General features: G+C 50.7%; 15 protein-coding genes. 7 read left to right on the forward strand and 8 right to left on the reverse strand.

Annotated elements, in window-relative coordinates:
- Nucleotides 1–201 precede the first annotated feature (201 nt).
- The 6 genes from pilB to HVE01_RS08450 are packed head-to-tail and all read left to right on the forward strand — an operon-like array spanning nt 202 to nt 5,847.
- The gene (gene pilB, locus HVE01_RS08425) at nt 202–1,914 is read left to right on the forward strand and encodes a type IV-A pilus assembly ATPase PilB (protein WP_244973805.1); all 1,713 of its coding nucleotides are present in this window, start codon (nt 202–204) and stop codon (nt 1,912–1,914) included.
- Between the two features lie 6 nt (nt 1,915–1,920).
- The gene (locus HVE01_RS08430) at nt 1,921–3,150 is read left to right on the forward strand and encodes a type II secretion system F family protein (RefSeq protein WP_146943531.1); all 1,230 of its coding nucleotides are present in this window, start codon (nt 1,921–1,923) and stop codon (nt 3,148–3,150) included.
- A 55-nt stretch (nt 3,151–3,205) separates the two neighbouring features.
- Nucleotides 3,206–4,051, forward strand: a complete 846-nt coding sequence (locus HVE01_RS08435) for a prepilin peptidase (protein ID WP_146943533.1) — start codon at nt 3,206–3,208, stop codon at nt 4,049–4,051.
- A 40-nt stretch (nt 4,052–4,091) separates the two neighbouring features.
- Nucleotides 4,092–4,688, forward strand: coding sequence for a dephospho-CoA kinase (gene coaE / locus HVE01_RS08440; RefSeq protein WP_146943535.1), 597 nt, complete (start codon nt 4,092–4,094; stop codon nt 4,686–4,688).
- 39 nt (nt 4,689–4,727) lie between these two features.
- On the forward strand, nt 4,728–4,961 hold the full coding sequence (gene yacG / locus HVE01_RS08445) for a DNA gyrase inhibitor YacG (protein WP_083004574.1): 234 nt from the start codon (nt 4,728–4,730) through the stop codon (nt 4,959–4,961).
- 13 nt (nt 4,962–4,974) lie between these two features.
- On the forward strand, nt 4,975–5,847 hold the full coding sequence (locus tag HVE01_RS08450) for a DNA replication terminus site-binding protein (protein ID WP_146943537.1): 873 nt from the start codon (nt 4,975–4,977) through the stop codon (nt 5,845–5,847).
- A gap of 31 nt (nt 5,848–5,878) precedes the next feature.
- Here HVE01_RS08450 and HVE01_RS08455 read toward each other — a convergent pair whose 3' ends face one another.
- Nucleotides 5,879–6,220, reverse strand: a complete 342-nt coding sequence (locus HVE01_RS08455; protein ID WP_125748130.1) for a hypothetical protein — start codon at nt 6,218–6,220, stop codon at nt 5,879–5,881.
- Nucleotides 6,221–6,590: 370 nt separating this feature from the next.
- Here HVE01_RS08455 and HVE01_RS08460 point away from each other — a divergent pair, with 370 nt between their 5' ends.
- Nucleotides 6,591–7,424, forward strand: coding sequence for a helix-turn-helix transcriptional regulator (locus HVE01_RS08460; RefSeq protein WP_125748133.1), 834 nt, complete (start codon nt 6,591–6,593; stop codon nt 7,422–7,424).
- A gap of 78 nt (nt 7,425–7,502) precedes the next feature.
- Here HVE01_RS08460 and HVE01_RS08465 read toward each other — a convergent pair whose 3' ends face one another.
- From HVE01_RS08465 to gyrA, 7 genes are all read right to left on the reverse strand, one after another.
- The gene (locus HVE01_RS08465; RefSeq protein WP_125748137.1) at nt 7,503–7,877 is read right to left on the reverse strand and encodes a histone-like nucleoid-structuring protein, MvaT/MvaU family; all 375 of its coding nucleotides are present in this window, start codon (nt 7,875–7,877) and stop codon (nt 7,503–7,505) included.
- 287 nt (nt 7,878–8,164) lie between these two features.
- Nucleotides 8,165–9,841 carry a 30S ribosomal protein S1 gene (gene rpsA / locus HVE01_RS08470; RefSeq protein ID WP_125748140.1) on the reverse strand — a complete coding sequence of 559 codons (1,677 nt, stop codon included), beginning with the start codon at nt 9,839–9,841 and terminating at the stop codon, nt 8,165–8,167.
- A gap of 184 nt (nt 9,842–10,025) precedes the next feature.
- A complete protein-coding gene (cmk, locus tag HVE01_RS08475; RefSeq protein ID WP_125748143.1) occupies nt 10,026–10,715 on the reverse strand; it encodes a (d)CMP kinase in 690 nt (229 codons plus the stop codon).
- Nucleotides 10,705–12,996, reverse strand: coding sequence for a bifunctional prephenate dehydrogenase/3-phosphoshikimate 1-carboxyvinyltransferase (locus HVE01_RS08480; RefSeq protein ID WP_146943539.1), 2,292 nt, complete (start codon nt 12,994–12,996; stop codon nt 10,705–10,707). The genes cmk and HVE01_RS08480 overlap by 11 nt, the downstream gene beginning before the upstream one ends.
- 11 nt (nt 12,997–13,007) lie before the next feature.
- On the reverse strand, nt 13,008–14,099 hold the full coding sequence (gene pheA / locus HVE01_RS08485; RefSeq protein ID WP_146943541.1) for a prephenate dehydratase: 1,092 nt from the start codon (nt 14,097–14,099) through the stop codon (nt 13,008–13,010).
- A gap of 5 nt (nt 14,100–14,104) precedes the next feature.
- Entirely contained in the window at nt 14,105–15,208 is a 1,104-nt protein-coding gene (gene serC, locus HVE01_RS08490) for a 3-phosphoserine/phosphohydroxythreonine transaminase (RefSeq protein WP_125748149.1), read from the reverse strand.
- Nucleotides 15,192–17,966, reverse strand: coding sequence for a DNA gyrase subunit A (gyrA, locus tag HVE01_RS08495; protein WP_146943543.1), 2,775 nt, complete (start codon nt 17,964–17,966; stop codon nt 15,192–15,194). The genes serC and gyrA overlap by 17 nt, the downstream gene beginning before the upstream one ends.
- Nucleotides 17,967–18,105: the final 139 nt, after the last annotated feature.

Raw genomic sequence — 18,105 nt, forward strand, 5'->3', positions numbered from 1 at the left:
CATTAAACAAACCCATGCCACAATGTTTAACAATACCAACAGCTTCTCGATGCTATATTGAACTAACAATAGCAATCACACCGTTACATTTCCGTTGACCATTAATAATAATTAATAGTCAACATAAAAAAGCAAAAATAAATATGATTGAGCTTAGCCATAAACAATTTATCTCCCATGCCAACGCTGAGCCAGACAGCCATGCATAGCGGTCTGCACGGTATCGCTAAACGGCTGGTTGAAAATGGCGAGCTGACCGATGCTCAGGCGACTGTCGCGGAAAACACAGCAACAGAGCTTGATGTGTCGTTGTTACAGCACCTAGTTGATAGCGGGCTAGTAGAATCAGGCGCAGCAGCGCAGGCCGCTGCCTGGGAGTATGGCTTGCCGGTCGTTGAGCTAGATGTCATTCGTATAAATGCGCTGCCACCCGCCAACGACTATCCCGTTAACTTATTAGAGCGTCTAGAGGTCCTTCCCCTGGCACGCCATGGGCATCGACTGACGGTAGCTGTACCCTACCCGGCAACGCTAACCCAGCTAGATGAGCTGCAATTCGCTACCGGGCTAAGTATCGATGGAGTACTGGCTCCCGTTGATCAACTTAAAAGCACTCTAACGCAGTATCTAGCGCAAAATGAGCGCAGCATGCTAGATGAATTGGACAACGTAGATGATGCGATCAGCGCGTTGAATATTGTTCAGCAGGACGAAGATGAGGCAACCTTAGACAAGGCAACAAAAGAGAGTGAAGATGCCCCTGTCGTCAAATTCGTCAATAAAATACTCTTAGATGCTATCAACCGCGGCGCTTCCGATATTCACTTTGAGCCTTATGAAACCCTGTACCGGGTGCGCTTTCGTATTGATGGCATGCTGTTTGAAATTGCCCGCCCACCTTTTGCGCTTCGGCACCGCATTGCGGCTCGGGTAAAAATCATGTCTCGGCTGGACATCTCTGAGCGGCGCCTACCCCAGGATGGGGCAATCAAGCTGCAGCTTTCACGCACTCACTCAATTGATTTTCGAGTGAACTCGCTGCCCACTGTGTTTGGTGAAAAAATAGTGCTGCGCTTGCTAGATCCTGCCACTGCTCAACTCTCTATCGAACAACTAGGCTTTAGCTCTGAACAACAGGCCGTTTATGAACACGCGCTTAAGAAGCCTCAAGGAATGATTCTGGTTACCGGGCCTACGGGAAGCGGTAAAACAGTGACGCTTTATACAGGCATCAACATTCTTAACCAAATTGAGCGTAATATTTGCACCGCCGAAGACCCCGTAGAAATTAAGGTGTCGGGGGTCAATCAGGTCAACGTTCTTCCTAAAATAGGTCTGAACTTCGCTAGCGCTCTACGTGCCTTTTTACGCCAAGATCCCGATGTCGTCATGGTGGGCGAAATTCGTGATTTGGAAACTGCCGAAATTGCCGTGAAAGCAGCCCAAACGGGTCACTTAGTGCTATCTACGGTACACACTAACTCCGCCGCTGAAACACTAACCCGCTTAGCAAATATGGGCATCGCTTCCTATAACATCGCCAGCTCGGTTAGCTTGATCATTGCCCAACGTTTGGCACGCAAGCTATGCAGCCTATGCAAAACCCCCGCACAGATTCCTGACGAAGCACTGCGTCAGGCTGGCTTTAGCCAGCAGGACATTCACAACGGCACGATTTATTCAGCCGTCGGCTGTAAACACTGCACCCAGGGCTATAAAGGTCGTATTGGTATCTATGAAGTGGTGCCTGTTACTGATGCCATGCGCCAGTTGATTATGCGTGATGTTGACGCGCTGAATATCGATCAGCAAGCACGCCGCGAAGGTTACCCTAGCCTTTATCAACGCTGCCTAAGTCGTGTGCTGGATGGCAGCACTAGCTTGGCAGAAGTTAACCGCATCAGTAAGGAGTAACGCGCCATGGCCAACGCTAAAGCCCTCCGCAAAAAGCCAACGCCGCTGTACCGCTGGAGGTGGGAGGGTAAAGGGCCACAAGACCGAGCCATGCGCGGCGAGCTGATTGGCCGCACCAAACCCGAAATCATTGAGCAATTGGCTAAGCAGCGTATTGTCGCGACAAAAGTCCAGAAACGTAGCAGCTTTGGTGGGCGCAGCAAGGTAACCAACGTCGATATCATGATTTTTGCACGGCAAATGGCCACGATGGTGCGAGCAGGCATCCCTATTCTTCAGGCGTTACAAGCCGTTTCGGAAAGCCTAAAAAAACCCGCGATGGTGGCTCTAACCCAGCACATCATGGAAGACGTCTCTTCGGGCGATAGCCTTTCCAGCGCCATGGCCAAACATCCCAAACAGTTTGACCGCCTGTTTGTTAGCCTGGTAGACGCTGGAGAGCAGGCTGGTGCGCTTGACCAAATGCTGGAACGGATAGCCAGTTATAAAGAGAAAGTCGAATCACTCAAAAATCGTGTCAAAAAAGCCCTGTGGTACCCCACTGCGGTGATGATCATCGGTGTTGCCGTGACCATACTGCTACTCATCAAAGTCGTGCCCGAATTTGAGAATATGTTTCAGGGTTTTGGTGCAGAACTACCAGCACTCACTCAATTCACAGTTAACCTATCGAACGTGGCCCAAAAGTACTGGTTACAAGCAACTTGTTCCCTAGCCGTCATTGTCGTATTGCTGAAAACGGCAGTGCGGCGCTCACCACGCATCGCTTATCGGCTAGACCGCCTGATGCTTCGCCTCCCCCTCATTGGCGATATTTTACACAAATCGGCTGTCTCACGATTTACACGCACTTTAGCGACTACCTTTACGTCTGGCGTGCCACTCATTGAAGGACTCGAAACTGCCGCAGGTGCAGCAGATAATCGAGTATATATAAAAGCGATTCATGACGTACGCCAAGATGTGACCACTGGACAACAGCTGCATTTCGCCATGCGTATGACCAACCGTTTTCCAGCACTGGCAGTTCAAATGGTGAGTATTGGTGAGGAAGCCGGCTCGCTGGATGCTATGCTTAACCGAGTCGCCGATTACTACGAAGAAGAAGTAAATAATAAAGTAGATGCCCTGACCTCGTTAATGGAACCGATTATTATCATTGTTCTTGGCGCGCTAGTGGGCGGCGTTGTTGTCTCCATGTATTTACCTATTTTTGAAATTGGCACCGCACTATAAATAAACCGCTCATACGCACGTCCCCAACAAGCACTTCCCCAACAATTGGAATACCATGGGTTTACCGTCAAACTGTTACCTCTTTTTTGCTTTACTAATCGGCCTCTGCTTTGGCAGTTTTCTTAACGTTGTCATCACTCGTTTACCCGTTATGCTAATGCGCCGTTGGCGTAATGAAGCACGCGTCTCTCTTGAGCTGGTCGAAGAAACATCCCCCCGCTTTAACCTTGCTACGCCAAGGTCAATGTGTCCACGCTGCGAACAACCCATTGCCTGGCACGATAACCTACCTTTAATAGGCTGGCTAAAAAGAAGGGGAAAATGCGCCCATTGCCAAACCTCCATCAGTGTACAGTACCCCTTCGTTGAGCTGATGGGCGGACTACTTGCAGTAGTCGTTGTGGCCTTGCATGGCCCAACGCTAAACGCAATGTTTATCTATGGCGCTTGTGTCACGCTACTAGCCTTGGCAGTAATCGACTTTCGTACCTATTTACTCCCTGATATGTTAACCCTTCCGCTATTATGGGCTGGCTTAGTTTACCAATTACTCTTTCAGCCACAGCTGCTTTCTGGCGCTGTCATCGGCGCAATGGCGGGCTATCTTGTGCTATGGGCTTTCTACTGGGCTTTTAAGCTCATAACAGGTAAAGAAGGCATGGGGTTCGGTGATTTCAAATTACTCGCTGCCCTTGGCGCTTGGGTAGGTTGGAGCATGTTACCGTTGCTGCTTATTTTATCTGCGGGAATTGGCGCAGCCATAGGATTAGCCGCTCAAGCTCTATTTCCTCAACTGCGCGGCCAACCTCTCCCCTTTGGTCCCTTTCTTGCGCTGGCGGGCTGGATTTGCATACTGGTAGGCAACGAGTTAATGGCGCTCTATACGTCGTTGCTGTATTAAGCCTAACGTCGGTTTTGATTCAATTTTTTGGGGAGCATGCATGATCATTGGACTAACAGGCGGTATAGGCTCGGGAAAGTCTACCGTTGCCCGTGCATTTGAAGAACTGGGGATTGGCTGGGTAGATGCCGATGATGTCGCGAGAGAAGTCGTTGCCGTTGGCGAACCCGCGCTAGCCGCTATTACCGAACACTTTGGCAGCGACGTATTGAACCTCGACGGGACACTGAATAGGTCAGCACTGCGTAGCATCATTTTTGAAGATCCTGCGCAACGGCAGTGGTTAGAGTCTGTCACTCACCCCAGAATACGCGAGCGCCTGTTTTTGCATCTAGACCGCCTGCAGGCGCAGTCGCCTTATGTGTTATTAGTGTCTCCTCTGCTTTTTGAGTCTGGCCAAGATAAACTGGTTGATCGTACGTTAATCATTGACGTACCCGAATCGCTGCAATTTGCACGTACGCTTGCCCGCGATGGGGTGAGTGAATCTCAGGTGCGTGCTATCCTCGCCGCCCAACTTCCGCGCGCAGAACGCCTTGCTAAAGGCAATGATGTCATCGATAACAGTGGTGACCATGCGAATATGATGCGCCAGGTCATCCAGCTGGATCGTTATTATCGCGCCGAGTGCATTTAACGACGTGCTAGAGACGCACTTTTGAAACAGGAGTTTGTCATGCCTACGCCAGCGAATGATTCACCGCTTGAGGTTGCTTGCCCGCAATGTGGCAAGAAAGTTATTTGGGGACCAGAAAGTACTTATCGCCCTTTTTGCAGTAAACGTTGCCAACTGCTTGATTTGGGCGCTTGGGCAGAAGAGTCGCATCGTATTGCAGGTGAATCTGCTATGGATGAGGCGGACTTAGATACCCTGCTTGCTCAAGCAGATAGAGACGCACCTCTTTCTTGAAGGCTCAACCAATATGACTGACGCCACGCTACCTTTATATCATCAACTACATGAGCTTGATGCTCACTTTGATCAATTGGTAGCCAACATTGAGCGGGCTGCAGCGCTATACGAATTTAACCCACCACCTACTTGGCGATTCCACCCAGAAGCGAATGATTCTACTTGGCTGCGGGAAGCACTGCTGGACATGTGGCACCAGCAGCGACAGGATGGACGAGAAACGCGTAACTACATTGCGGTCATCGCTGCTAACGATGACTTATTAGAAGCGTGCCATCAAATTAACCACGCAAAAGTAAATATCAGCGATTTACTCGCACGCATCAAGCAGTCTCATCCAAACGCGTTGAACGATGCCAAGTCTCGCTTACCGAACCGTCACCCGCATATCAACGAAATACTTCGTAAAAGCGGATTCGCACGGCTCCACTTGAAACAGTGCTGGCGGCAGCTCCCCATTGCCCCTGCGCCAGTATCCAGAGTTAGGCTAGCGTGGTACAGCAGCGGTCGCTCAATCAAACGCGTTAGTGTTCAAGAGGCTGAGCAAAAATTATTACAGCTAGACAGCGATGCTCCACATATTCGTATACAACTACGCAAGCTCGCCAGCATTCCCAGTGAAGAAATATTGGCACAGGTACAAACTCAAGCCCCCTTAATGCGAGCAAATCTATTTTTTGTCGAACCACTTGCGGATGGACACACGCGACGAGCACTTAATATTGCAATGCCATTAATTGTGCCTGCAAATGAAGGGCGGTTACCGCATCTTAAAGCCCCAGCAGAAACGCCTCCAACGGCTCGCACAAGAGCTAAGCGGAGTGACGAAAAATTAGAAGATGAGGTATATTTACCTAGCTTACGCATCTATCGGTATCGCTAGCGAGCCTCCAAACCTCATAAAATCGCATTATTCACGCTGCTGGCACATCGTCAAGCTTCCACTGCTTAGACGCCAGTAGCGCGTGCACGACTTCACTAACATCTTGCTCCGACAAATCGTATTCGCCAATCAGCACTTTTAAGCGCTGCTCAAACAAACGCTCTTGCTCATGAGAGTGTGCCGCTTCGTCTGCTGCTTGGTCGTCAGCCTCCAACGCCGCAATTGAACGTACTGGCGGTCCCGTTGGAATATTGAAATCGCTGTTAGGGTCTTCTAACTGGCGCAGCGCCTGCGCGAAGGCATCATCCAGCTCACGAAACTTACGTAGCTTTTCACGCTCATCTAGCTGTTTTTGAACTTTTTGATATTTCATCGATGTTTCATTTACACCTTACTTGAAATGAATGACAAGTCTGCTGAAACAGACCTTTTTCCGGCAAAACTGTGCCCAAACGCGTAAAGCCTCTGAGCAAACTTGCCTTTGCTCTCTGTTGCCAGCATAAAGGCATCACAGCTTAGTATTAAATAAGCTGCTCACGATATAAAACAGGATGCTCCTACTGGCAGAGCAAAAACGCCCAGTTAAGCAACCTAAGGTGGCGCATATAGCGGCAAATTCATCTAGTAGGCAAGCAGCAATGTTAATCGCCTATTAGATTACTAGCAACGCAAGCACCGGGATGGTGCATTACAGGTGAGATGAGTAACGCGACCTGTACGACTTAAGCATAGGAGGCCAGATAATGTTCAATGCAATGACGCGAGCTGAGATCTGGCTGCAAGACACTCTCGATAAACCGCTTGGAATCGAAGACCTTGCTAACCACTTAGGATACTCAGCATCACAAGTACGCCGACAGTTCCGCCACTGCTTCAACATTTCACCTAGTGCTTACCGTGAAAAAAGGCGCCTTGAGCGAGCCGCTGTCTTACTTTCACTCACCTCACAAAATATAGCGCAAATCGCTATTCGTTGTGGATATACTAATCACTCTTCTTTCTCACGCGCATTCCAACGCCGCTATCGAATGTCACCCCGCGAATACCGCCAAGCGGTAAGCAGTCTGTATCTTCTGAACAGACCTGACAAAAAGCTCACGATCAGCATTGAAAGAAACCGTCCCGCACATGTAGTTTTAATGCGCTTATACCAAGCGCCAGACCACATTCATGGGCTAGGCAACACAAAGTATCACGCCAACCATTTAGGGCACCTACAAACCCTACTAGAAACATCTACCCCAACCATGGTGTTGCCAGACCTTTTAACAGAGAAAGTGACGGCCGCTGTAGAAGAACCTACTCCAAACCACACGAGAACTGATATCGGGCTCTATTTAGAGAATAGAAATACTGCCAAATACCTAGCACTGCCTGTCAACTACCGTCGGGTAGACATTCCCTCACGCTACTATGCGAAAATATATTTCGATAACATTTCACAGTTATCTTATATAATGTCTGAAACCCTAGTGGCATTAATGGATGAAAAAAAACGTTTAAATATCAGCGGTGATGCACCGCAAGTGTTATGGCATCCACACCATATTGAGCTACGAATACCTTTATCTGCCTAGCCGGTTGGGATAATTTTATATCCGCTCTCATCAAACCAAAACCGGCACTTCTGGTTAGAAATGCCGGTTTAAAAAGACTTAGTCTTCCATACGCTCTAGCCAAGATTCGACGGCTTCATCACCATGCTCATCTTTCCAGCTGCGTAGGCCTTTATGATTGCCGCCTCGGGTTTCAATCACTTCACCGGTATGCGGGTTCTTATAAATCTTCAGACGACGCTTACGGCGTGTGGAGGATGCCGCAGCACCTTTTGACCCACGTTGATCCGCACTAGGATCCAGCAATGCAATAACATCAGAAGGGCGCTTACCGAACTCATTCATTAGCGCTTCAAGCTTAGCTTTAAATTCAAGCTCGCTTTTCAAGCGCTGATCACCTTCCAAACGCTGTAAGTCTTCTTGCAGTTGCTTTAGCTGCTGTTCCTTTTGAATATACTCATTTAATAACGACATAGGGATTCCCTTTAGCAGAGGTTTAAACAGCGCGAGTTAATCAATCGATCAACTCCGTACGTACGAGTTCAGGATGCGCGTACATTATTGCTTTAAACGCGCTAGCTGACAATAGTTTAGTTGATTTTAGCTTAAATACTAATCGATTTTTATTGCTTAATTGAAACTATAAAAATTAGATTTATACTCAAGTCAAACATAGGCTAGTGATCTATTCTACATCGTATATATTCATAAAAAAACGCCGCCCATTAGGGCGGCGTTTTTCTAGGCAATCAACTACTTAATTAGTCTTGGCCCATCTGCTGTTTGATCAGATCACCGATAGTGGTCGGGCCACCTACTTCCGGCTCTTGATCACGCAGTTTCTTCAGATTTTGACGAGTATCATCTTGCTCTTTCGCCTTAACCGACAGACTGATCTGACGGCTCTTACGATCAACGCTTACGATACGCGCTTCAATGCTGTCGCCTTCATTCAGCACGTTACGGGCATCTTCAATGCGGTCAGCACTGATTTCAGACGCCTTGAGGATAGCAATAACATCCGTCGCTAGCTCAACGTGTGCTTCTTTGGCATCAACTTCTACGATACGGCCTGTAACGATGCTGCCTTTGTCGTTAACCGACAGATACTCAGCTACTGGATCGGAATCCATTTGCTTAATACCTAAGGAGATACGCTCACGCTCTGGATCGATTGAAAGAATGACGGCTTCAGCTTCGTCACCTTTCTTGAAGTTACGAACAGCTTCTTCGCCAGTTTCTGTCCAAGAAATATCAGACAGGTGAACCAGACCATCAATGCCGCCTTCAAGGCCGATAAAGATACCAAAGTCAGTGATAGACTTGATGGTACCTGAAACACGGTCACCCTTGTTGTATTCAGCATTGAACGTTTCCCACGGATTAGCAGTACACTGCTTGATACCCAGAGAAATACGACGACGCTCTTCATCGATGTCAAGAACCATAACGTCAACATCGTCGCCCACTTGGACAACTTTAGACGGATGGATATTCTTGTTAGTCCAGTCCATTTCTGAAACGTGAACCAGACCTTCGACGCCCTCTTCTAGCTCAGCAAAGCAGCCGTAGTCAGTCAGATTAGTGACGACTGCGTGTACTTTGGTGCCTTCTGGGTAACGGTCTTTGATGTTGACCCAAGGATCTTCACCCAGCTGCTTAAGACCTAGCGATACACGGTTACGCTCACGGTCAAACTTCAGCACTTTGACGTTGATTTCGTCGCCAACAGCAACGATTTCAGACGGATGCTTAATGCGCTTCCACGCCATATCAGTGATGTGCAGCAGACCATCAACGCCGCCGAGATCAACGAAGGCACCGTAATCAGTCAGGTTTTTAACGATACCTTTGATTTGCTGACCTTCCTGCAGGGTTGCCAGCAGCGCTTCACGCTCAGCACTGTTTTCAGCTTCCAGCACAGCACGACGCGAAACAACGACGTTGTTACGCTTCGGGTCAAGCTTGATGACTTTGAAGTCTAGCTCTTTGTTTTCCAGGTGCGCAGTGTCACGAACCGGACGAACGTCAACCAGAGAGCCCGGCAAGAAGGCACGGATAGAGTCGACGTCGACTGTGAAGCCGCCTTTGACTTTACCGTTGATCACGCCCTTGACGACTTCGTCTTTCTCGAAGGCTGCTTCCAGAATCTTCCAAGCTTCTGCGCGCTTGGCTTTTTCACGGGACAGACGCGTTTCACCGAAGCCATCTTCTACAGCTTCAAGTGCAACGTGCACGTCGTCACCGATAGCGATGGTCAGTTCACCGTTCTCATCGCGGAATTGTGACGCAGGGATCTGACCTTCAGATTTCAGACCAGCGTTAACGGTAACCCAGTCACCGTCAATGTCGACAACTTGAGCCGCGACAATTGCGCCTGGCTCCATGTTAATGTCGTTAAGGGACTGTTCAAACAGTTCAGCAAAGCTTTCGCTCATGGTTTTCCTACGTGATCAACGTTGTTGAGGCATAAATGCCTTCTCCGTACCACCAGCAAGTACGGGCCTAATGTCATTCAGCCTTTGGAGGTGTTAGCGCTGGTTAGACCTGACCGGGCTCTCGGATATGGAGTTATCGCCCTGCCACGTCGTGACACCTTTCCAAAAACGCCGCAAGGGAGAATCAACTGCCGCTTACTATGCCACGTTGGTCTAGTAATTCGGTCAACTGATCAACCACTTCCGGTATGCTCAGGCATGTGGTATCAAGCGTTATGGCATCATCTGCCGGCTTGAGAGGAGCCACACTGCGCTGCGTATCGCGTGCATCGCGTGCCTGAATCTCCTTTAAAAGACTCGATAGACTAGCATCCACCCCTGCTTCCTGCAACTGTAGATGCCTCCGCCTAGCTCGCTCCTGCGCACTTGCGGTTAGAAAAATTTTCAATGGAGCATTAGGAAAGACGACAGTTCCCATATCGCGACCGTCGGCTACTAGGCCTGGCGGTTGTTGAAAATCTCGCTGACGCTGAAGCAGTGCTTCGCGCACTTGCGGAAGAGCCGCGACACGGGATGCACGCTCACCAACCTGCTCTGTGCGTATCGCTCGAGAAACGTCCTCACCTTCTAAAAGCGTTTGAGACTGCCCACCTTTTACCGGGAAAGCGACATCAAGCTGCTCAGCAAGCAACGCCAACGACGCCTCATCATCCAACGCCACGTCATGCTTTAAAGCTGCTTGAGCAGTAAGCCGATAAAGCGCCCCACTATCTAATAGGTGCCACCCCAGGCGTTCGGCGACCAACCCACTGATGGTGCCTTTACCTGCACCACCTGGTCCGTCAATCGTTAGCACGGGGGCTTTATTCGGCATTAGCTCCCTCCACACTCACCTGCATACCGATACGCTGCGCCAAGGTCACAAAATCAGGGAAAGAGGTGGCCACATTGGCGCAGTCATCAATAATAATCTCATCGCTTGCACGCAAAGCGGCGATTGCAAACGCCATGGCAATACGGTGATCACCTAAGCTGTCGATACGCCCGCCACCGTAGCTCGCCACAGAATCGTCGGCATTACCAACAATATCAATGCCATCTTCAACAACTGTGTGTTCAACGCCTAGTATTGCCAGCCCATCGGCCATTGCCTGAATCCGATCAGACTCCTTGACCCGCAGCTCTTCAGCACCACGCAAACGTGTTTTGCCTTGCGCGTTAGCGGCGGCGATAAACAGTGCGGGAAACTCATCAATGGCAAGCGGTACTTGATCAACCGGGATATCAATCCCTTTTAAAGGCGCATAGCGAATCCGGATATCCGCCACCGGCTCACCGCCTACCTCGTGCTGATTTTCAAGCGTTAAGTCAGCCCCCATCAAGCTGAGGATGTTAATCACACCAACACGCGTAGGATTGATACCTACGTGCTCAAGGGTAATGTCAGCCCCTGGCGTAATAGCTGCAGCAACGAGGAAGAATGTGGCAGAAGAAATATCAGAAGGAACATCAATTGGGCTTGCCGCCAGCTTACCGCCCCCTTGAAGCCAACAAGTATCGCCCTCGCGCGAGACCTGATAGCCAAAACCATTAAGCATACGCTCAGTATGATCACGAGTAGGCGCGGGTTCACGCACGCGAGTCTCGCCTTCAGCGTACATGCCGGCTAGCAGCAAGCAGGATTTCACCTGCGCACTGGCCATGGGCATGTCGTAGTAAATGCCCTTCAATGGGGCGCCACCTTTAATTTTAAGTGGCGGACGCCCGCCTTCAGCGGTGTCGATAGTCGCCCCCATCAAACGCAGAGGGTCAGCAACACGCCCCATTGGCCGCTTGGTAAGCGATTCGTCACCGGTTAGCTCACTGTCAAACGCTTGACCTGCCAATAGTCCAGCAAACAGGCGCATGGCAGTACCTGAATTGCCCACATACAGGGGGCCTGCCGGAGCTTTCAAGCCATGCATCCCTACGCCATGAATAGTCACTCGCCCCTGATATGGTCCTTCAATGGCAACCCCCATCTCGCGAAAAGACTGCAGTGTCGCAAGACTGTCTTCACCTTCAAGAAACCCTTTAACCTCAGTGACTCCCTCCGCCAGAGCACCCAGCATAATGGAGCGATGGGACATTGATTTATCGCCCGGCACGCGCAGACGGCCTTGCGCCTGGCCGCCCGGCTGCACGCGATAAGTCACTTTACCGTGTGGTTGCATATGATATTCCGCCTGATAGCTGGTTTTATTCAATAACGTGTCGAAATAATGGCGTGCATGACTGGCACGATCAAACGTTGCAATAAGCGCATCGCTATCGCCGCTTTCCACTGCTTTCCGCAACCGAGCGAGCCCCGCCTCAAAATCATCTAACGATGACAAGACGGCGTCCCGGTTGGCAATAAAGATATCTCGCCACATAACAGGATCGCTGCCCGCGATTCGGGTAAAATCACGAAACCCTCCGGCTGCATAGCGAAAGATTTCTAACCGCTCATCTTGACGTGCCAGTGTATCGACCAACGAAAATGCCAGTAAATGCGGCAAATGACTGGTACGTGCCAACACTTGGTCGTGCCGCTCTACACTCATTTGCAGTACGTCTGCGCCAGTGGCACGCCATAATGCTTCAACCCGTGCAAGCGCTCCTGCGTCGACATTCGGCTCCGGCGTTAGTATCACTTTGTGATTGATATAGAGGGTCGAGTCTGCTGCGGCAACACCACTTTTTTCAGAGCCGGCAATAGGATGACCTAGCACTACCGAAGGGGGCACCTCGCCGAAGGCACGCACAACACAGTCACGGATCGTCGCTTTCGTGCTGCCCACATCGGTAATTACCACGTTTTCAGACGCACGGTGAAGCGAACCCGCCAGGGTGGCCATCACACTCTCCATGGCCAATACCGGCACGGCCAAAACCACCATGGAGACGCCATCAAGCAGTTCTGCTAACTGTGAACTGCCATGATCGATCACCCCTAAATCAATCCCCAAGGCAATCTCTGACGCATTGAAGTCACACGCAGAAATATGCCCTTTGAAACCGGAGCGCCGTAGCGCGGCAGCCAGCGACCCTCCGATCAAACCAAGGCCAACAATTAGTAGGTGTGACTCTTGGCAAGATGACCGAACGCCGGCGCTAGATTCCAACGCTTGCACCACACACTCCGTCACAGCACGCCTAGGGGGTAGGAGCCAAGCACGCGTAGCTCAGAAGCACGTAACCTGACTTCTTCGAGCACTGCCGCTACCTGAGGCTCATCCCGGTGTCCTTTGAAATCGATAAAGAACACGTAGTTCCAGACACCCGTTCGCGAAGGCCGTGTTTCGATCCGCGTTAAATCAATGCGGTGACGATGGAACGGTTCCAGCAGATCATGCAATGCACCGGGCTGGTTACGCATAGCGACAACAATTGAGGTTTTGTCCTCGCCAGATATCGGCACATCTTGATTACCAATAATCAGAAAGCGCGTGGAGTTATCGGGGCGATCCTCAATTTTCTCAGCAATGCGCTCTAGGCCATATAGCTTAGCGGCCATATCGCCGGCAATCGCCGCGCTGTGCCATTCTGTCTTGACTAGCTTGGCGGCTTCTGCATTAGAAGAAACCGGCACCCGCTCAGCATGGGGATAGTGAGCATCCAGCCATTTACGGCACTGGCCAAACGACTGCGGATGGGAATAGATCCGTGAGACCTTATCCCGACGCGTGGTTTCGCTAATCAGCAGGTGGTGGTGAATGCGTAGTACTACTTCACCGCAAATCTTGATTGACGAGTCCATAAAGGTGTCGAGAGTGTGATTGACGACCCCTTCGGTGGAGTTCTCTACCGGCACCACTCCATAATGAACAGCACCGGCCTCCACTTCACGAAAGACTTCATCAATCGCTGCCATCGGCATACTGACAGCACTTTCACCAAAGTGCTTAAGCGCCGCCTGCTGAGTAAAGGTACCCTCTGGGCCTAAGTAAGCAACTTTGACAGGCTGTTCCAGTGCAAGGCACGCCGACATAATCTCGCGAAACAGCCTTGCCATCTCTTCTGAGTCTAGCGGGCCTTGATTCAACGACATAATGCGGCGCAGCACCTGCGCCTCCCGCTCGGGACGATAAAATACAGCGTCTTTATCTTGAGCAAGCTTAACGTGTGCCACTTGCTGGGCGCAGTTGGCGCGCTCACTAATCAAGCGCAGAATATCGCCATCCAACTGGTCGATACGTTGACGTAAGTCGTCTAATTTAATTGGCGTATCGGACATGATGGTTAGCCTCTTCGTTGTTCAAAATCCGCCATAAAGGCGGTTAGCGCGTCAACGGCCTCTTCAGGCACCGCGTTATATAAACTCGCACGCATGCCACCAACACTACGATGGCCCTTTAGGTTAAGAAGCCCCGCCTCGTCAGCTTCTTGCAGGAATACGCTGTCTAAACTGCTATCGGCGAGCACAAACGGAACATTCATGCGGGAACGGTTACGGCTGGCAATCGGATTTGTATAAAAATCACTGGCATCAATAGCAGCGTAAAGCTTCTGCGCTTTGCGCTGGTTAATGCTATCCATCACCTCTAAACCACCAATGTCATCTTTTAACCACTGGAAGACGAGGCCTGCTAAGTACCAAGCAAACGTTGGCGGCGTGTTGACCATAGAGCCCGCATCCGCAAGCATTTGATAATCAAACAGCGACGGAATGACGCCAGATGCTTTGCCAAGCAAGTCATCACGAATAGCGACCAGGGTTAAGCCAGCCGGGCCAATGTTTTTCTGAGCTCCCGCGTAAATCACCCCAAACTGCGCCACATCAATAGGGCCGGATAGGATGTTCGACGACATATCACAAACCAAAGGAACATCTACACCATCTGCACGCTGCACTCTTGGCGTATAGTCAAACTCTAAACCACCAATGGTTTCATTTGAGGTGTAATGCAAATAGGCAGCATCGCGGCTAATCGCCAATGCATTTTCATCCGGCACCGCCGTATGGCCATTGGCTTCGCTACTCGCCGCCACATGACAGTCAAACCCTAGCCGCTGAGCTTCACTAAGCGCCTTTTTCCCCCAAATGCCAGTTTGGATAAAATTGGCACTCCCGCCTTGTCCCAGCAAGTTCATCGGCAGCATCGCAAACTGCATGCTGGCTCCGCCCTGCAAGAAAAGCACTTTGTAATTACTGGGTATACCCAGCAAATGGCGCAGGTCCGCTTCTGCTCGATCAGCAATAGCGACAAACTCATCACTGCGATGGCTCATCTCCATCACAGACAAGCCACGCCCTTGAAAATCCAGCAGTTCGTTGCGCGCACGTTCAAGCACTGCAACAGGCAGGGCCGCAGGCCCTGCGCAAAAGTTATAATGACGTGTCATCGGTTCCCTGTTCCTGTTCGCCATCGTCAGCGTTATCTGGCTTGCCTGGATCAACAGCATCGCTCTCGACGACATCGGCATCACTCGCACCAGTGTCTAGGGCGTCTGTTTCTGAACTATCTGGCTCAAGCTCATCTATTTCGGCAGGCTCATCCACACGGACAGTTTTCACTAGTTTTTCTTCTTTACCCAGGCGAATCAGCATAACCCCCTGAGTATTGCGCGAGGTCGTTGACACTTCCTCAACCCGAGTACGCACCAAGGTGCCACGATCAGTGATCAGCATCATTTCATCGCTGTCATAGACTTGCATGGCAGCCACCAGAGCGCCGTTACGCTCGCTGGTTTGCATGGCAATAACGCCCTGCCCACCACGACCACGCAGCGGGAACTCTTCCAGGCGAGTGCGCTTGCCGTAACCATTCTCACTGGCCGTGAGAATATAGATCTGACCTTCCGTTTGAGCATTTTCGGCCCCAACAACCTGGGCATCCGCATCGACATCGGCATCATCTTCAGCGTCGATTTGCTGGCTCTTAGGAATGATCAAGCTAATAACTTCAGCATCACCTGCCAAGCGCATACCGCGCACACCCCGGGCGGTACGACCCATGGCACGCACATTGCCCTCTTCGAAGCGGATCGCCTTACCGTTAGAGGAAAGCAGCATAGCGTGATCAGAGCCAGAGGTAATAGCCGCTCCCACCAAACGGTCGCCCTCTTCCAAATCAATGGCAATCAGGCCAACACTACGTGGACGAGAGAATTGCTCAAGACTGGTACGTTTAACGGTACCTTTCGCCGTGGCAAAGAAAATGTAGTGCTCAGGGTCGTAATCACGCACCGGTAAAATGGCGTTGACGGCTTCGCCTTCTTCAAGCGGAAGCATATTGACCAGCGGCTTGCCTCGAGAGCCACGACTAGCGTTCGGCATCTCGTACACTTTCAGCCAATACACCTTGCCTCGGTTAGAGAACAGCAGCACAGTGTCATGGGTAGATGCAACCAGCAGGTGTTCAATAACGTCTTCATCTTTCATCGCGGTGGCTGACTTACCTCGTCCACCACGGCGTTGCGCCTGATAGTCAGATAACGGCTGAGTCTTGGCATAGCCGGAGCGGGAAACAGTGACCACCATATCTTCTTCAGCGATGAGATCTTCAATCGATAAATCAAGGTGGCTCGCCTGAATTTCCGTACGGCGGTCATCGCCATACTGCTCACGCACAGCATGCAGCTCTTCTCGGATCACTTCCATTAGGCGATCAGGAGACGCCAGGATGGTCGTAAATTCGGCGATTTTCTCAAGAATCGACAGGTATTCGTCTAACAGCTTCTCGGTTTCAAGACCCGTTAGGCGATGCAGACGAAGCTCTAGGATTGCTTGAGCCTGCGCAGGCGACAGTCGATATTCGGTTGCCGTGGTATTTAGACCAAACCCTTCATCCAGCTCTTCAGGCTTGCATGAGGTTGCGCCAGCGCGTTCCAACATCGCGGTAACCTGACCAGGTTGCCACGTTTTAGCTAATAATTTTTCGCGCGCTTCAGAGGCATTAGGAGACGCCTTAATAAGCTCGATTACTTCATCAATATTGGAGATGGCAACTGCCAGTCCTTCCAACAAATGGCCACGTTCACGGGCTTTTTTCAACTCATACAAGGTACGGCGAGTAACAACTTCACGGCGATGGCGAATAAACGCCTCAAGCATCTCTTTGAGGTTAAGAGTGCGTGGCTGGCCGTTTTCCAGCGCCACCATGTTAATCCCAAACACATTTTGCAGTTGTGTTTGCGCAAACAAGTTGTTGACGACGACATCACCCGATTCGCCGCGTTTGATCTCAATCACCACGCGCAGGCCGTCTTTATCCGACTCATCGCGAAGTTCAGCAATACCCTCGATTTTCTTCTCTTTTACCAGCTCAGCGATTTTTTCGATCAATCGCGCTTTATTCACCTGGTAAGGCAATTCAGTGATAATAATGTGATCGCGACCACTCTTATCATCATGCTCAATCGTGTGGCAGGCACGTACATAGATACGCCCACGCCCAGTGCGGTAGGCGTCTAAAATACCCGCACGACCATTGATAATGCCCCCGGTAGGGAAGTCCGGCCCAGGAATGTACTGCATGAGGTCATCAACGGTGAGCGTGTAATCATCAATTAACGCCAGACAACCATCGATTATTTCCCGCATATTATGGGGCGGGATATTGGTCGCCATGCCCACCGCAATCCCGGATGACCCATTGATTAACAGGTTCGGGACTTTGGTTGGTAGCACGGCAGGAATGCGTTCGGTGCCGTCGTAGTTATCGACCCAATCGACGGTGTCTTTTTCAAGATCAGCTAGCAGCTCGTGGGCAAGGCGCGCCATGCGCACCTCGGTGTAACGCATGGCGGCCGCGTTATCACCATCGATAGAACCAAAGTTACCCTGACCATCCACCAGTACGTGACGCATGGAAAAGTGCTGGGCCATACGAACGATAGTGTCATACACCGCACTATCGCCATGCGGATGGTATTTACCGATGACATCGCCGACGACACGCGCCGACTTCTTGTACGGTTTATTCCAATCGTTGCTCAGCTCATGCATGGCAAAAAGCACGCGCCGGTGAACCGGCTTGAGGCCGTCACGCACATCGGGAAGAGCGCGACCGATAATGACACTCATCGCGTAGTCGAGGTACGACTGTTTAAGCTCGTCTTCAATATTGACGGGCAAGATTTCTCTGGCGATGTCACCCATGAAAGTCAGATCCTTTGCACTGCATTGGCACTGCGAGAGTTGAAAGCGCTTAAAAAAGCCGCCCTTGATACCACAACAAGGCGGCGCGCAGAGTCAGCACCATCATACCACTGCATAAGCACCAAGGGCAGTCAGTGGC

Source organism: Vreelandella venusta (genome assembly GCF_007989605.1).
Taxonomy (GTDB): domain Bacteria; phylum Pseudomonadota; class Gammaproteobacteria; order Pseudomonadales; family Halomonadaceae; genus Vreelandella; species Vreelandella venusta.

Bases quoted from the DNA above. Each gene is read 5' to 3' on its own strand.
- rpsA (WP_125748140.1), bottom strand. From the start codon at position 9,841: ATGAGCGAAAGCTTTGCTGAACTGTTTGAACAGTCCCTTAACGACATT.
- yacG (WP_083004574.1), top strand. From the start codon at position 4,728: ATGCCTACGCCAGCGAATGATTCACCGCTTGAGGTTGCTTGCCCGCAA.
- HVE01_RS08435 (WP_146943533.1), top strand. From the start codon at position 3,206: ATGGGTTTACCGTCAAACTGTTACCTCTTTTTTGCTTTACTAATCGGC.
- HVE01_RS08450 (WP_146943537.1), top strand. From the start codon at position 4,975: ATGACTGACGCCACGCTACCTTTATATCATCAACTACATGAGCTTGAT.
- cmk (WP_125748143.1), bottom strand. From the start codon at position 10,715: ATGCCGAATAAAGCCCCCGTGCTAACGATTGACGGACCAGGTGGTGCA.
- serC (WP_125748149.1), bottom strand. From the start codon at position 15,208: ATGACACGTCATTATAACTTTTGCGCAGGGCCTGCGGCCCTGCCTGTT.
- pilB (WP_244973805.1), top strand. From the start codon at position 202: ATGCATAGCGGTCTGCACGGTATCGCTAAACGGCTGGTTGAAAATGGC.
- coaE (WP_146943535.1), top strand. From the start codon at position 4,092: ATGATCATTGGACTAACAGGCGGTATAGGCTCGGGAAAGTCTACCGTT.
- gyrA (WP_146943543.1), bottom strand. From the start codon at position 17,966: ATGGGTGACATCGCCAGAGAAATCTTGCCCGTCAATATTGAAGACGAG.
- HVE01_RS08460 (WP_125748133.1), top strand. From the start codon at position 6,591: ATGTTCAATGCAATGACGCGAGCTGAGATCTGGCTGCAAGACACTCTC.
- pheA (WP_146943541.1), bottom strand. From the start codon at position 14,099: ATGTCCGATACGCCAATTAAATTAGACGACTTACGTCAACGTATCGAC.
- HVE01_RS08455 (WP_125748130.1), bottom strand. From the start codon at position 6,220: ATGAAATATCAAAAAGTTCAAAAACAGCTAGATGAGCGTGAAAAGCTA.
- HVE01_RS08430 (WP_146943531.1), top strand. From the start codon at position 1,921: ATGGCCAACGCTAAAGCCCTCCGCAAAAAGCCAACGCCGCTGTACCGC.
- HVE01_RS08465 (WP_125748137.1), bottom strand. From the start codon at position 7,877: ATGTCGTTATTAAATGAGTATATTCAAAAGGAACAGCAGCTAAAGCAA.